General features: G+C 63.2%; 11 protein-coding genes and 1 pseudogene. 4 read left to right on the forward strand and 8 right to left on the reverse strand.

The features are described from left to right. Nucleotides 1-2: 2 nt before the first annotated feature. Complete coding sequence (locus ACHMW6_RS33515) at nucleotides 3-962, reverse strand: LacI family DNA-binding transcriptional regulator (protein ID WP_395403683.1); 960 nt, start codon at nucleotides 960-962, stop codon at nucleotides 3-5. Between the two features lie 193 nt (nucleotides 963-1,155). On the opposite strand from ACHMW6_RS33515, the gene ACHMW6_RS33520 reads away from it, so the two are divergent. Further along, on the forward strand, nucleotides 1,156-3,591 hold the full coding sequence (locus ACHMW6_RS33520; protein WP_395403684.1) for a TonB-dependent receptor: 2,436 nt from the start codon (nucleotides 1,156-1,158) through the stop codon (nucleotides 3,589-3,591). A gap of 177 nt (nucleotides 3,592-3,768) precedes the next feature. After that, complete coding sequence (locus ACHMW6_RS33525; RefSeq protein ID WP_395403686.1) at nucleotides 3,769-4,050, forward strand: hypothetical protein; 282 nt, start codon at nucleotides 3,769-3,771, stop codon at nucleotides 4,048-4,050. Between the two features lie 8 nt (nucleotides 4,051-4,058). Here the strand turns inward: ACHMW6_RS33525 and ACHMW6_RS33530 are convergent, their stop codons facing one another. Together ACHMW6_RS33530 and ACHMW6_RS33535 are read right to left on the reverse strand one after the other, a co-directional pair. Beyond that, nucleotides 4,059-5,048 carry a TonB family protein gene (locus tag ACHMW6_RS33530; RefSeq protein ID WP_395403688.1) on the reverse strand — a complete coding sequence of 330 codons (990 nt, stop codon included), beginning with the start codon at nucleotides 5,046-5,048 and terminating at the stop codon, nucleotides 4,059-4,061. Nucleotides 5,049-5,088: 40 nt separating this feature from the next. After that, nucleotides 5,089-6,105: an MBL fold metallo-hydrolase gene (locus ACHMW6_RS33535; protein WP_395403689.1), complete on the reverse strand. Its 1,017-nt coding sequence runs from the start codon at nucleotides 6,103-6,105 to the stop codon at nucleotides 5,089-5,091. A gap of 94 nt (nucleotides 6,106-6,199) precedes the next feature. Between ACHMW6_RS33535 and ACHMW6_RS33540 the strand changes: the two genes are divergently transcribed. Beyond that, a complete protein-coding gene (locus ACHMW6_RS33540) occupies nucleotides 6,200-6,790 on the forward strand; it encodes a TetR/AcrR family transcriptional regulator (RefSeq protein ID WP_395403691.1) in 591 nt (196 codons plus the stop codon). Between the two features lie 64 nt (nucleotides 6,791-6,854). Here the strand turns inward: ACHMW6_RS33540 and ACHMW6_RS33545 are convergent. Together ACHMW6_RS33545 and ACHMW6_RS33550 are read right to left on the reverse strand one after the other, a co-directional pair. Beyond that, nucleotides 6,855-7,941, reverse strand: a pseudogene (locus ACHMW6_RS33545) (WD40/YVTN/BNR-like repeat-containing protein). Nucleotide 7,942: 1 nt separating this feature from the next. After that, nucleotides 7,943-8,212, reverse strand: a complete 270-nt coding sequence (locus tag ACHMW6_RS33550; RefSeq protein ID WP_395403693.1) for a MoaD/ThiS family protein — start codon at nucleotides 8,210-8,212, stop codon at nucleotides 7,943-7,945. A gap of 52 nt (nucleotides 8,213-8,264) precedes the next feature. On the opposite strand from ACHMW6_RS33550, the gene ACHMW6_RS33555 reads away from it, so the two are divergent. Beyond that, complete coding sequence (locus tag ACHMW6_RS33555) at nucleotides 8,265-8,585, forward strand: hypothetical protein (protein WP_395403695.1); 321 nt, start codon at nucleotides 8,265-8,267, stop codon at nucleotides 8,583-8,585. Here ACHMW6_RS33555 and ACHMW6_RS33560 read toward each other — a convergent pair. The 3 genes from ACHMW6_RS33560 to ACHMW6_RS33570 are packed head-to-tail and all read right to left on the reverse strand — an operon-like array spanning nucleotide 8,582 to nucleotide 13,310. Further along, nucleotides 8,582-10,318, reverse strand: coding sequence for an asparagine synthase-related protein (locus tag ACHMW6_RS33560; protein ID WP_395403697.1), 1,737 nt, complete (start codon nucleotides 10,316-10,318; stop codon nucleotides 8,582-8,584). The genes ACHMW6_RS33555 and ACHMW6_RS33560 overlap by 4 nt on opposite strands. Further along, nucleotides 10,315-11,874 (reverse strand): hypothetical protein, encoded by a 1,560-nt coding sequence (locus ACHMW6_RS33565; RefSeq protein WP_395403699.1) that lies wholly within the window; start codon nucleotides 11,872-11,874, stop codon nucleotides 10,315-10,317. The genes ACHMW6_RS33560 and ACHMW6_RS33565 overlap by 4 nt, the downstream gene beginning before the upstream one ends. After that, nucleotides 11,871-13,310, reverse strand: coding sequence for a lipopolysaccharide biosynthesis protein (locus ACHMW6_RS33570; protein ID WP_395403701.1), 1,440 nt, complete (start codon nucleotides 13,308-13,310; stop codon nucleotides 11,871-11,873). Before ACHMW6_RS33570 ends, ACHMW6_RS33565 begins: the two co-directional genes overlap by 4 nt. Nucleotides 13,311-13,316: the final 6 nt, after the last annotated feature.

The following is a 13,316-nucleotide window of genomic DNA, read 5'->3' on the forward strand; positions in this document are numbered from 1 at the left end:
GATCAGGTCTGGCGCACAGTCAGCGTGGTGGGCAGGGTTTCCGACGCCACCGGCTTGCCATTCATCAGGTCGAGCATCTTCTTTGCCAGCAGCACGCCGCCGTCGCGCAGATACTGGTGCACGCTGGTCAGCGGCGGCACAAAACTGGCCGCGCCCGGCGTGTCGTCATAGCCGATGACGGAAACAATCTCCGGCACCCGCAGGTTACGTTCGGCCAGTGCACGGATCGCACCCATCGCCAATAAGTCGCTGGCGGCAAATACGCCGTCGAAGGTCTGGCCTTTCTTCTTCAGCAAGGCTGAAATACAGTCGAAGCCCGCCTCGAAGGTAAAAGCCTTGGGGCGGATGATGTGTACCGTGCCCTGTCCGCCCATCGCATCGATGAAGCCGGCGCAGCGTTCCTGCACTTCCGCATGGTCGACGTCGCCAAGGAAGACCAGCTTCTTGCGCCCCAGCTCGATAAAGCGCTGGGCCACACTGGCGCCGCCCTTGCGGTTGTCGCTGCCGACCACGATGGTGTCCGAACCGTTTTCCGGCGCGCCCCAGACCACCAGTGGCAGCTTGGTCTTTTGCAGGGTTTTCACGGCTTCACCGTGGGAGCCCTGGCCCAGCAGGATCAGGCCGTCGGCGCCTTGCACGGGGGCCGTGTCCAGCAACTGCTTGGAGGTCAGCACCACGCTGTAGCCGGATGTGGTCAGCTCTTGCGTGATACCGCCCAGCAATTCCATCGGATAGGGATCGGACATCGGCCGGCCCTTGGCGGGTGTCATTTCCACAACAACCGCCACCGAGTAGGAACGCCCCATGCGCAGGTTGCGGGCGCTGACATTGAAGCGGTAGCCCTGCGCTTCCGCGATGGCGCGCACCTTCTGTCGTGTTTCCTCCGTGACGAGCGGACTGTCGCGCAGCGCACGGGACACAGTGATTTTCGAGACCCCGGCCAGCTTGGCGAGGTCTTCCATAGTTTTACTCACAGCCATCAATCACTCAGTTGGGAAACAATTCGGCGAAAGCATTATGACAGGTTTTTTTGACCGTTTTTCGTTTTGTCGCAAAGAATGACATCGATATCATTTCGATTGACATCGATGTCATTTCTTGTTTCAATGACCAAGCCTTGGAGCCAAACACATAACACGAAAGAAGAGACGCCACATGAAGACCGCGCAAAACAAGCTGTTGCTTTCCTCGATTTCTCTTGCCGTCCTGACCCTGATCAACCAAGCGCAGGCGCAGGAACAAGCCCCTCAAGTCCAGTCCGAAGCACCGACCAAGGAAGTGCAGTCCGAGATCCAGCAGGTGGTGGTGACGGGTGTCGCTTCGGCGGGCGGTGTACGCAAGCTCGATTCCGCGTTTTCGATCACGACTGCCACTGAAGAGCAGCTGAAGTCCGCCTCCCCGTCCAGCACCGCCGACGTGCTGAAGCTGGTGCCGGGTGTGTACGCGGAAGCCACAGGCGGCCAGTCCGGCGCCAATATCGAGGTGCGCGGCTTCCCATCGGGTTCCGACTCGCCTTTCGTGTCCGTGCAAATGCAGGGCAACCCGATCTATCCGGTACCGACGCTCTCCTTCTTCGAAGGTTCCTCGGCCTTCCGCCTGGACGACACCATCGAGCGCGTGGAAGTGCTGCGCGGCGGCCCGAGCACCATCTTCTCCAGCGGTCAGCCGGGCGCGACCATGAACTTCATCCTGAAGAAGGGTTCGGACACGCCGGAAGGCTCGATCCGCTTCACCACCGGCACCGGCGAACTGCGCCGCGTTGACGTGTTCTACGGCGGCAAGATCAGCGAAGGCTGGTACGGCACCGTGGGCGGCTTCTACCGCAACACCAATGGCGTGCGCGACGCCGGCTTCCCGGCCGACAAGGGCGGCCAGATCACCGCCACCCTGACCCGCAAGCTGGACCAGGGCGAGCTGACCTTCTACGCCCGCCGCACCGACGACAAGAACGCCTTCTATACCGGCGTCCCCCTGGTTTCCAGCAATGAAGGCCGCACTATTTCCGAATTCCCCGGCTTCGATCCGCTGACCGGCACGCTGATGAGCCGCGAAATGCGCCGCTTTACAGTGGAAGCCGGGCCGGGCAAGACCCTGAACTACGACCTGGGCGATGGCCGCGGCCTGAAGTCCACCGTGCTCGGCGCCGAATTCGAGCAGAATATCTCGGGCTGGAGCGTGTCCAACAAGTTCAACTACTTCGATGGCGACCTGAACACCATCGCCATGTTTACCGGTAATAACCCGCTGAAGATGTCCGAGTACAACGCCGCGGCGTTGAAAGCGAATGGCGGCACCGTCGCCACCGCGACCTACCTGGACGGCACGCCGGTTTCGGGCGACCAGCAGGTGGTACAGGCCGGCCTGTGGGCCGTGGAGAAAAAGCTGAAATCCTTCACCGACGAAATCCGCGTCAGCAAGGAGTGGATGAAGGACAACACCGTGACCGTGGGCGGCTACTTCGCCAACTATTCCTCGGACGACGTTTGGTACCTCGGCAACAGCCACCTGATGACGGCCGTGCCGAACGCGCGCCTGATCAACGTCAAGCTGAACAATGGCGTGATCGTGTCGCAGAACGGCAAGGATGGCGGCGTGTTCTATGCGCCGGTGGCGTCCTATGACGGCAGCAACACCGCCTTCTTTATCGCCAACGAATGGAAGGTCAACGACCGCATCAAGGTGGATGGCGGCGTGCGCCGCGAGCGCCAGAAGATCGATGCCACCATTTCCAACCTGAGCAGCGGCGATACCGACAACAACCCGCTGACCGTCTACAACAACAATACCTCGATGCCGAATGGCTCGAACACTTCGCTGACCCGCACCGACTCGGCCAACTCCTTCACCCTGGGCGGCAACTACAAGCTGGCCAAGGACATGAGCGTGTTCGTGCGCGCCAACCAGGGCCATACCTTCGTCGCGTTCGATGACCTGCGCAATGCCGGCACCCAGGCCAAGGTGGATGACCGCAGCTTCCTGCCGACGCCGAAGATCAAGCAGTACGAGATCGGCTTCAAGACCGCGAGCCAGCTGTACAGCGCCTATATCAACTACTTCCACACGGACTTCGAGGGCATCGCCTTCCAGCAGATCCTGGCCAATGGCACGATCCTGAATTCCGTGTCCGGCTCCAAGGGCGACGGTGTGGAATGGGAACTGGCCGTGCGCCCGATCCGCGACCTGACCCTGACCCTGAGCGGCGACTGGCAGGATTCGAAGTACAAGGATAATCCGCTGACCGAAGGCAAGCGCGTACAGCGTCAGCCGAGGCTGCAGTACCGCTTCACGCCGACCTACCGCATCCCGATGGGCGAGAACTCGCTGAAACTGTACGGCACCTTCACCCACATCGGTGCGCGCTGGGCGGACCAGGCCAACCTGCAATACCTGCCGTCCTATAAGACCTACGACCTGGGTGCGCTGTTCTCGATTGGCGAGAAGATCGAGCTGCGCCTGTCCGGCACCAACCTGTCGAACGAACTGGGCCTGACCGAAGGTAACTCGCGTCTGACCACGGGCAATACCGGTCCGATCAACGCCCGTCCGCTGTTCGGCCGCACCTGGGAAGCATCGGTGATGTTCCGCTTCTAAACGATTTCTGTTCCTTGTAGCACCCCCTCGGGGCAGCGCGGAGTCCAAGGCCGTGCTGCCCTTTTTTGTTGCAATCTCAACAAACATCACCTACCCTTACATTGGTGCCTTTATGAAAGGTTACTTGCGAGGTGAGATGTGTTTGCCCTGACTTCCCTGAACTCGTTGCAGAGTGCCGTGGCCCTTGCAGAGCGCAAGGTCCAGGATAGCCGCGCGCAAGTGGCGCGCGACGAAGACCGCCTGGACGACAGCCGCGCGCGCCTTGACCAGGAAAACCAGAACCTGAACCGCACCCAGCGCGACACCGTCAAGGCCGAAGCAGCCGCCACGCCACTGCCGACCGCGCCCCGCCTCGACCGCGCCATCGATATCCAGGTTCCTTCCACGCTGCAGCCGAAGCCGCCCACGGTCAATGCGCTGGGCCAGACGATCGGCCAATTGATCAACGAAGTGGCATAAGGGCGACCTCAGCCGCCTGCCGCCTTCATCCGATCGAGCGCCATTTGCGCGCCCGTCGAGCCGCCGGCGGCAGCGCGCTCATAAAGTTCCCGAGCCTTCTTGCGGTCCTGCATCAGCCCCAGACCGAGCTCGTAGCATATGCCAAGCATGTACTGGCCATGCCGCACGTGCTGGTCGGCAGACGCCTGCAGCAGGGTGACCGCTTCCGCCACCGTGGCATCGTCGGCCAGCAATTGCGCGCCCAGCTCGGCTTGTGCAGGGCCATACCCCTGACTGGCCGACTTGCGCAGCCATGCCGTTGAGGCGTCCCGGTCGCCATTGCGCCGCAAAAGCGTCGCCAGCGCGTGCTGCGCGCGGGCCGTGCCTGCTTCGGCGGCCTTGCGCAGCCAGGCTTCGGCCTCGGTGGGGTCTCCGGCCCCAGACTGGCCGGACATCAGCCACGCCCCCAGCGCTTCCGCGGCGCCGCCGTGGCCCTGCTCGGCGGACTTGCGCAGCAGCGACATGCCCAGTTCGACGTTCTTGTCCGGTCCGGTCAGATAAATGCCGGCCGCCTTGTACTGGGCTTCCGCATCGCCCTGCCCGGCAGCGGACAGGATTTTCGCGCGCTCGGCGGCGCGTTTTTCCGGATCGGTAGGCGCCAGCGTCCACACATACTGCATCTTCGTCCATTGCGGCTGGGTGCGGCCGACCTGGGGCGGCGGCGTGAACCTGCACTTTTCCAGGCCATCGCGCGCGGCCAGGTCGAGCAGCGGATGGCCGCTCGATGCCAATACCTTCGATTCCAGTACCGTGCCATCGAGACCGATGAGGAAGGCCAGCGTAACCTTGCCGGTTTCTTCGCGGCGCAAGGATTCCTGCGGCCAGACAGGCTTGGCGCAGGTGTTCAGGTCGGCGGTGATGGTTTTCTGGCGGACGGGATCAGAAGTGCGGTCAGCTTGCGCCAAGGCGGAGAAGCAAGCGGACACGCATGCCAGCGACAACAGGAGTTGGGCGCGCATGAATTATCAAAAAAGTAATTATGCGGCCCATTGTAGCGTCCTACTCGTGGTCGCGCCACCATGGCTGGGCAGCGGCAGGGGCGGCCACGCTCAGGGGTTCGCCGATGGCCGGCGTGGCCAGCACTTGTTCATGTTCGGCGGCCAGCGCCGTGATGCGCTCGAAGGGATCGTGCCAGCTGTGCATGGCCAGGTCGAAGGTGCCGTTGTGGATAGGCATCAGGACCTTGCCGCGCAAATCCAGGTGCGCCAGCATGGTTTCCTCGGGCTGCATGTGAACATCCGGCCACATCGGGTCGTAGGCGCCGGTTTCCATCAGCGTCAGGTCGAAGGGACCAAACTGGTCGCCGATTTCCTTGAAGCCCTTGAAATAGCCGGAATCGCCGCTGAAGAAGATGCGGTAGCTGCCGGTGTCGATCACCCACGAGGACCACAGCGTTTCATTGCCGTCGAACGGCGTGCGGCCGGAAAAGTGCTGCGCCGGGGTGGCGGTCAGGGCCAGGCCGCCGACGACCGTGCTCTGCCACCAGTCCAGCTGCCGCACTTTCTCGGCCGGCACGCCCCATTTGACCAGGGTGTCGCCCACACCCAGCGGCGCGATGAAGTGCTCGGTCTTGGCGGCCAGCTTGAGCACGGCGGCCTGGTCCAGGTGGTCGTAGTGGTTGTGCGACAGGATCACACCCTTGATCGGCGGCAGCTCCTCGATGCCGATCGGCGGCTGGTGGAAGCGCGACGGGCCGGCCCACTGCACCGGCGAGGCACGCTCGGAAAACACGGGATCGGTCAGCCAGAACTGATTATTCAGCTTGAGCAGCACCGTGGAATGGCCCAGGCGGTAGACGGTGTTATCAGGCGCAGCAATCAATTCTGCGCTAGTGAGCGCTCGCACCGATATTTCGTAACGGGGTTCGGCGTCGTCCGGCTTGCTGAACAGGACCTTCCACATGATCTTCAGCGTTTCGCCCACACCCATCTTGCGCATGCGCGCCGCGTTGCGGAATTTGCGCCCACTGCGCAGCGATGGCATCAGGGTCGGACGATTCAGAGTCAGGCTGGTCATGGGAGCTCCCTTTGTGAAAAGTACACTACACAGTGTAGTTTCTGTTTTGGGAAAAGTAAACTCCCCGGTGTAAAATTAATTCATGAACGAAAAAATGACCGACCGCAAACGCGCCGCCATCGTCGAGGCGGCGCTGCGGGAATTTCGCGCCAACGGTTTCGAAGCCACCAGCATGGACCGCATCGCCGCGGCTGCCTGCGTCTCAAAGCGCACTGTCTACAACCATTTCCCTTCCAAGGATGAGCTGTTCGAGCAGATCCTGATCGAGCTGTGGAATTGCAGCGCTGCCCTCAACGCCATCGTCTATCAGCCCGGCCGGCCGCTGCGCGAGCAATTGCTGGAACTGATGCAACAGAAAATGCTGCTGCTGCGCGACCCCTACTTCCTGGACATGGCGCGGGTGGCGATCGCGGAAGCGATCCATGCGCCGCAGCGGGCGCTGGACATGGTTGCCAAGCTGGGCAGCAAGGAGGAAGGCGTGTCTATCTTCGTGCGCGCCGCCCAGGCGGACGGCAAGCTGAAGCCGGGCGATACGCAATTCATGGCCATGATGCTGCAGGGATTGCTGAAGAGTTTTGCGTTCTGGCCCCAGGTGGCGATGGGCCAGCCGCCGCTGGACGACAGCCAGCAGGCAGCCCTGGTCACGACTGCCGTCGACATGTTCCTCGGTTACTTCGGCGCCTGAACGCCCGGCGGGGCTCGGCGCCCCCATCCGATCCGCCCTACGCGCCACGACGGCACATGGTGCGTCAGGCAAACCTCACCGCATACACCGGCGGCAAGGAAGTCGAAATCGTCTGCCAATGCTCGCCGCTGTCGCCCGACAGCCAGCATCCGCCGGTGGTGGACGCCATCAGCAGCGTCTTGCCATCGTCGGCCACCGCCAGGCCATGGCGGTACACCAGGTCATAGCAATGCTGCTGCGGCAGCCCCTCGCGCGACACGCTGAAAGTGGCCCCGCCATCCTTCGTGCGGTTGACGGCGAGCGCCGCGTCGACCGGCACACGCTGCTGGTCCGCCACGGCCGGCGCGAACCAGGCGGTGCGGCCATCCTGTGGGTGCACGGCCACCGCGAAGCCGAAACTGGACCCCAGGCGCTTCCACCTCGGCCCAGCTGGCGGCATTGTCCGTTGAATGCCAGATGCCGCAGTGATGCTGGCACCACAGCACATCGGGATCGGCTGCGCTACGGACGATGCGGTGCGGGTCCTGCACTTCGCCCGCATCCTGCATTTCCGGCGGCATATAGCGGGCGGCCATGCCCTTGGTGCGCAGGTCCCAGGTTTCGCCGCCGTCGCGCGTGAGCCACGCGCCGCCGCAGGATATGCCCACCAGCAGCGAGTTGCTGTCGCGCGGATCGACGCAGATGCTGTGGATGCCTGGTACATCGTAGCCGCCGCCGAACCACTTCGGGCGGGATTCGTCATTCCACAGCGACTCGATCAGCTGCCAGGTTTCACCGCGGTCATTCGAGCGAAACAGGCCACCAGGAAGCGTGCCCGCCCACAGCACGCCCGGCTGGTCCGGCCCGCCCGCTTCCAGGGACCAGATCTGCTTCAGCGTCCATTCGGTCTTGTCTTCGCTGTCTTCCGGCTTGGGCGGATAGACCGGCACGCCGACTTCCTTCCACTCGCTGCTGCCGGCATCGCGCCGGTGCAGCTTGGTGCCGAAGTGGCCCAGGTTCAGGGCGGCGTACAGGGCGCCGTCGCGCTTATCGTGCAGCACCATGGATACGGGTTCGCCGTAGAAGTGCTTGTCCGCGATGGCCCATGCGCCACTGCGGTGTGCCAGTTCGAACAAACCCTTGCGGGTCGCCACATACGCGCGGTCTGCCATGTCAGCCTCCTGAAAGTGCCTGCAAAATATAGATCTTCGAACCGGATTGCAGCGGGTCGTCCAGCGTCTTGCGGTCGCGGCTGCGTTTGCCGTCGATGAAGATGACGACGTTCTCGCGCAGACAGCCCTGGTCGTCCAGCACATAGGCGCCGAGGCGGGGATTGTCCGCGAAGGCGCCATCCAGGGCCGCGCGCAAGGTGGCCGCCTGCGTGTCCAGTGTGGGAACGGGCAGGAAGCGGGCCAGTTGCTGGGTGAAGATGATCTGCGCCATGCGCCAGATTCTAGCGCTAAAATGAAGGCGGGCGAACCCACCGGAGCCATGCATGCGAATTACCCAGCAAGATCTCGAAGTGCTGATGCAGGAAGTGGAACAGGAAGATCCGATCGATTTCGCCGACCTCCCCTTCCAGGAGGATGAATTGCGCAGCCTGGTGGCCAGCCACCTGTGCGAAATGGCCGATGCCATGGACGGATTCACCGAGGAAGACCGCCGTCTCACCTTGCTGGCAGTGGCGGCCAAGCTGGTGCTGGAAAACATGGTCCTGCATATCCAGCTGCTGCGGCGCCACGGCCTGCCCCTGAACGAACAGACCGAGGCGCTGCTGCGGCGCCTGCGCAAGGGCAAGCCGGACCAGGAAGGCTAGATGCGCGGCGCGTTCACCGTGCGGCCGCAGATCGACCAGTATTTGTGGAAGGTGGACGCCGTCTCGAGCAGGTACGAGTAGTCGCGCCAGCCCATGCGCGTAACCCAGGTTGCCGCGTGCAGCACGGTGCGGCTGATCAGGTGGCGCGGGAAAGGCTGGTCCGCCAGCAGGCTGCGCGCGCGCTCAATGCGGCGCTGGATCTGCTGCGCAATCATCTCATGGGCGAAGTAGCCGCCCTCCCACTGGTAACCCAGGCCTTCCGGCATCGGCAAGGTGCATTGCACATGGCCCGGATATGCCTGCCACGGCACGGACGCCAGCTTGTTGGGGAATTTATCCAGCCAGTCCATGTAATAGGCGTGGCCCAGGAAAGGCACACAGGGGCCGGACAGCACGACCTCCAGGAATTCGCCGTCGAAGAAGGGCAGCTGGAATTCGATGCGCTCGATATCCAGGTCCTCGAAATGCTGCACCATGTGGCGCCGCTGGTCATTCGCCATCAGGAACAGGTGGAAGGCGCGTGCCGGTTCGTGGTCTGCGCCCGCTGCGGCAATTTCCTCCACAGCGCCCTGCAGGGGCATTCTTTCAAGCTTGCTGCGCACCGTACGCGCCAGCACGCGGCCTGGCAGTCCGCTGTTAAAACGCAGCACGGCCTGCTCCACCTGGCCGCGCTCCATGTCCGCGACGATTTGCGGATTCATGTAGACCAGGCCCAGCGACACACTGCCGCCGTCGCCCGACCACATGGTGCGGGGGCGTGCGCCGTCCCCGAAGCGCGTTTCCATCCACTCCTGCACGATCTCCTTGCGCTTGCTCAGGCGCATATCGGTCGAGAGTTCGTCGTGGTGCGTGTGCAACAGGTCCGCGACCAGTTTGGCGAAGACGCGGTCCTGCGTCGCTTCCGGTGCGAAGTTGATGGTATCGACTTCAGTGCCCAACGCGCGCAGACCGCCGACGATGGCGCGCGAATCCAGCCCGCCGCTCAGGAAGGCTGCCGCTTCGGCGTTGCCGCGGTGACGCCGGCGCAGCGCGCGGATAAAGGCATCGTAGCCATCCTGCACCAGCTGCTCATAGGGCCGCGCCGGCTTCTCCTCGGTCCAGCGGGCATAGGCATGGCACTGCACATCGGCTGCCGAAATGCACATCACTTCGCTGCCGTTCAGCATGCGGATATTGCGGTAAGGCGTGCGGTCGGACAGCGGGTAATGGAAGGCCGCAATCTCGCTGACGCCGCGCACGTCGAGCTCCTTGCGCAACAGCTCCACCTCTTCCAGCACGCGCATGGCGGTCGAAAACACCACCAGTTCGGGGCTGGTCCAGACGTACAGCGGGCGAACGCCCACGCGGTCGCTGAACAGGGAAAGCACTCCGCTGGCGGCGTCGTACTGCATGCCGCAAAAGGTGCCGCAGCATTGCGTCAGCTTGCCGTAATCGCCCGCCAGCAGCGCAGCCTGCAGCACTTCGAGCTCGCGCGTGCGGTTCCAGCCAGGGACATTGTCGCCATCGCGCAGCAGCGCTTCGCCCGCCACCGCCGTCAGCAAGCCTGCCTGCTGCAGCACGCCCTCGCCGTCGAAAGCGCCCAGGTCAACATAGGCCAGGTAGCAGCGATCGTCGCCGTACAAGGCGACTTCTTCGCCCGGGAAGCGGGACACGTTCTGTTTCAGCGCCTCACGCAGCGCCTGGGAAACGGGCACGCCGGGTTGCCGGCTGAATGCCCCCGCGAAGATACTCATCGATAATCCTTCAGGTTGCCGGTCTGGTAGTCCATTTTCCGGCGGTTGACACAGAAACAGTAGAGCGCACTGTCCAGGTGCTGCCAGACCATGGGCAGATGGCGTCCCCGGAAGCGCAGATAGGCGCGCTTGAAGTAATACAGCGGAAGGTATTTGCTGGGCGAGGCGAACCAGATGCGGGCATTCAGCCAGTGCACCAGCGGGAGCAGGGCAATTTGCCAGCGGCGCAACAGTCCCTGCTGCACCAGCCAGCTCCGGAACTCCGCGCTCAGGCCCGACTCCACCGGGAAGGTCGGGCGTGAATAGACGACCGTACTGGCCATTTTCTTCTGCCCGAATGCCTCCCGCGGGATGCCTGCTTCTTCCGCCAACCGGCGCGCAATGGGGCGGTCGTAGGAAGTGTTCAGGCGCCACGGATCCATCGCGCTCGACTCCGTGATCGCCACAATGGATTCACGCTGGCGCGCGCCGGCGTAGATCAGTGGCGCCTGCACCAGCCCAACCTGCAGGCGCACTTCGCCCATCCCGTGGCCGCCGCCAATGTCGCCGCGCCGCAGTTCCGGGCCGATTTTGCCGGGGCCGAACATGTCCTCGTGCTTGCGGCGATTATAGTAAATCTCGCCCAGTGTGCCGGTCAGCAGCAGGGAAGGCTGGTCGATGTGCGTCATCATTCCAGCGAAGTTCAGGTCTTCGCAATTGGTGATGCCGGCAAAGTAGAGGTATTCGTCCAGAAGGCCTTCTTCGAACTGACGCCGCTCCAGTGCCACGCACGGCATTTTCAGGATCGCGGCGATTTCGCTGCCGTCGTCATTGACCTGCACGGCGGCGTCGCCTTCCGCGAAGGAATCCTTGCCCTTGCCTTTGGAGATGGTGAACACCTTGTCCACGCCGAACGGCGCGGCCAGGGCATTTATGGCAGTTGAATCGTAGCCGCGCGACTGCGTCGACAGGATGCGCAGTGGCTGCTTCCTTTCGGCAGCCCTCGCATTGGCCGCGACTGCCGCGTATTGCCCGCGCAGGTATGCGGCGTATTCCTCATAATTGGAAAAGGGCTTGCCGGACGGCTTGTCGACCAGGCGCACCGCCGCGCCGTCCCAGACCAGGTTGCGGAACATCAGCCTGCGCACTGTTCCATGCGCCGTCGGGATCTCCGCCTGGTAGGCATCGATGCCCTGGGTAATGGACTCGCAAATGGCACCATAATGCGCGCAGCGCGCATCCAGCAGTTCATCCAGCCGCGCCAATAGGAAAGGCAGCGAATTCGACACGATCAGGCCCTCGGCCGAATCGCGGTAGTACAGATAGTCCGTCGTGGCGGTACTGCTGACGAAGGTCAGCACGCCATCAGCGATCACGCCGGCGGAGCCGAACGCCAGTTCCGACAGATCAGGACGCGCCGCCGCATAGTCGCCACTCCACGCGCCCTCGACAAAGAAATGCTCGCCCACTTCAACCCAGCGGCCGTGCAGCAGCGACACCGTACCGCCGGCGTCGCTGGTCCAGGCACACCACGCCAGAGGCGGTAGTTGCGCGTCGCATGTCGCGATGAATTTCATTTGTTCCATCCCAAGAATTTGAACAGACCCTGCAACGCCGCACGGTTGATGCTCCAGGTCATACCCAGATAAGCGAGCGCGCCTACCACAACTTCGGCCACGAGCTGCACTCGCTTGTCTACGGCGTCGAGCAGCGCTAGGCGCGCCAGCGTCACCGCCAGATACATCACAGCGCCGCAGGCAACCGAACGCAGCACGGCCGGGCCCAGGTCCTTCAGCGCCAGGTCAAGCACCTTCAGCATGCGCTGTGCATTCAGCAGCAGCACCACGGGATATGCCAGCAGCCAGGCCATCGCCACGCCGACCATGCCCCAGAAGCTGCCGACATAGAAGGCGGGCAGCATGCACACGGTGCCGAGAATGACATTTTGCATGCTGATTTCCGGACGTCCGATGGCATCCGTCACCGTGGGCAGGAAGCCGACCAGGGTGCGGAAGGGCATCACCAGCGTCAACGCCTGCAATGGGAAAGCGGCATCGCTCCATGCGGCGCCCAGCAACACCAGAACGATCTCCCGGGAGGTAGCCGAAATGCCCCACAGGACCGGGATGGCGATCAGGCTGAGCATCTCGACCACCCGCAGCAGATAGCTGCGCAACAGCTGGCGCTCCTCCTGGATGCGGGCCAGCGCGGGGAAGCCGACCTGGTTGATGATGGCCGTGACGCGTTGCACGGGCAAGGTTGCCAGGTGCATGGCTACGGAATAATAGCCCAGCACTTCGCGTCCCAGGACCCGGCCAATGATCATGACGTCAACCTGGGTGAAAAAGGTCCACAGGAAACGCGACAGCGTCACAATGCCGCCAAACGTTAGCAGCCTGCGCATTCCTCTGAGCCGGAATTGAGGCCAATAGGGGAACGGCGACGCCACATTCAGGACCACGGCCCGCCACAGCGCGCCAACGAGGTTGGGCCAGACCAGCGCCCACACTCCGGCCCCGGCAAAAGCCATCGCCAGGGTGCAGAGACTGGTCACGACGGCGGAACTCAGTTCGATCAGGGAACGCTGCTTGTATTCGAGCTGGCGCTGCAACTGGATGTCGGAAATCACGCCCAGGGGCACGACCAGGAACTGCAGCGACAACGCACGCAAGATCAGCTCCAGGCGCGGCTCGGCGTACAAGGTCGCCAGCACCGGCGCGCCCAGGTTGAGCAACAGGCAAAGGCCAACGTTCAACAGGATGAAAATTCCCTGCGCCTGCCGCAACTGGTCCCTGCGCGCTTCAGCCGCCTGGACCAGCGCAGTGCCCAGCCCGAGTTCGGCGAACATATTCAGGAATACCAGCGCCACGGAAGCCATCGCCACCAGGCCATAGTCCGACGGCTGCAGCAGGCGCATGACGAGAATGGAAATGGCCCAGGTCAGGATCTGGCCGCCAAAGCGCGCGCCAGCGGTCCATTTCAAGCCAGTGAGGATTTGAGCTTCGAGCGCCATCAGCAG

This window comes from Pseudoduganella sp. UC29_106, from assembly GCF_044055365.1.
GTDB lineage: Bacteria > Pseudomonadota > Gammaproteobacteria > Burkholderiales > Burkholderiaceae_D > Rugamonas.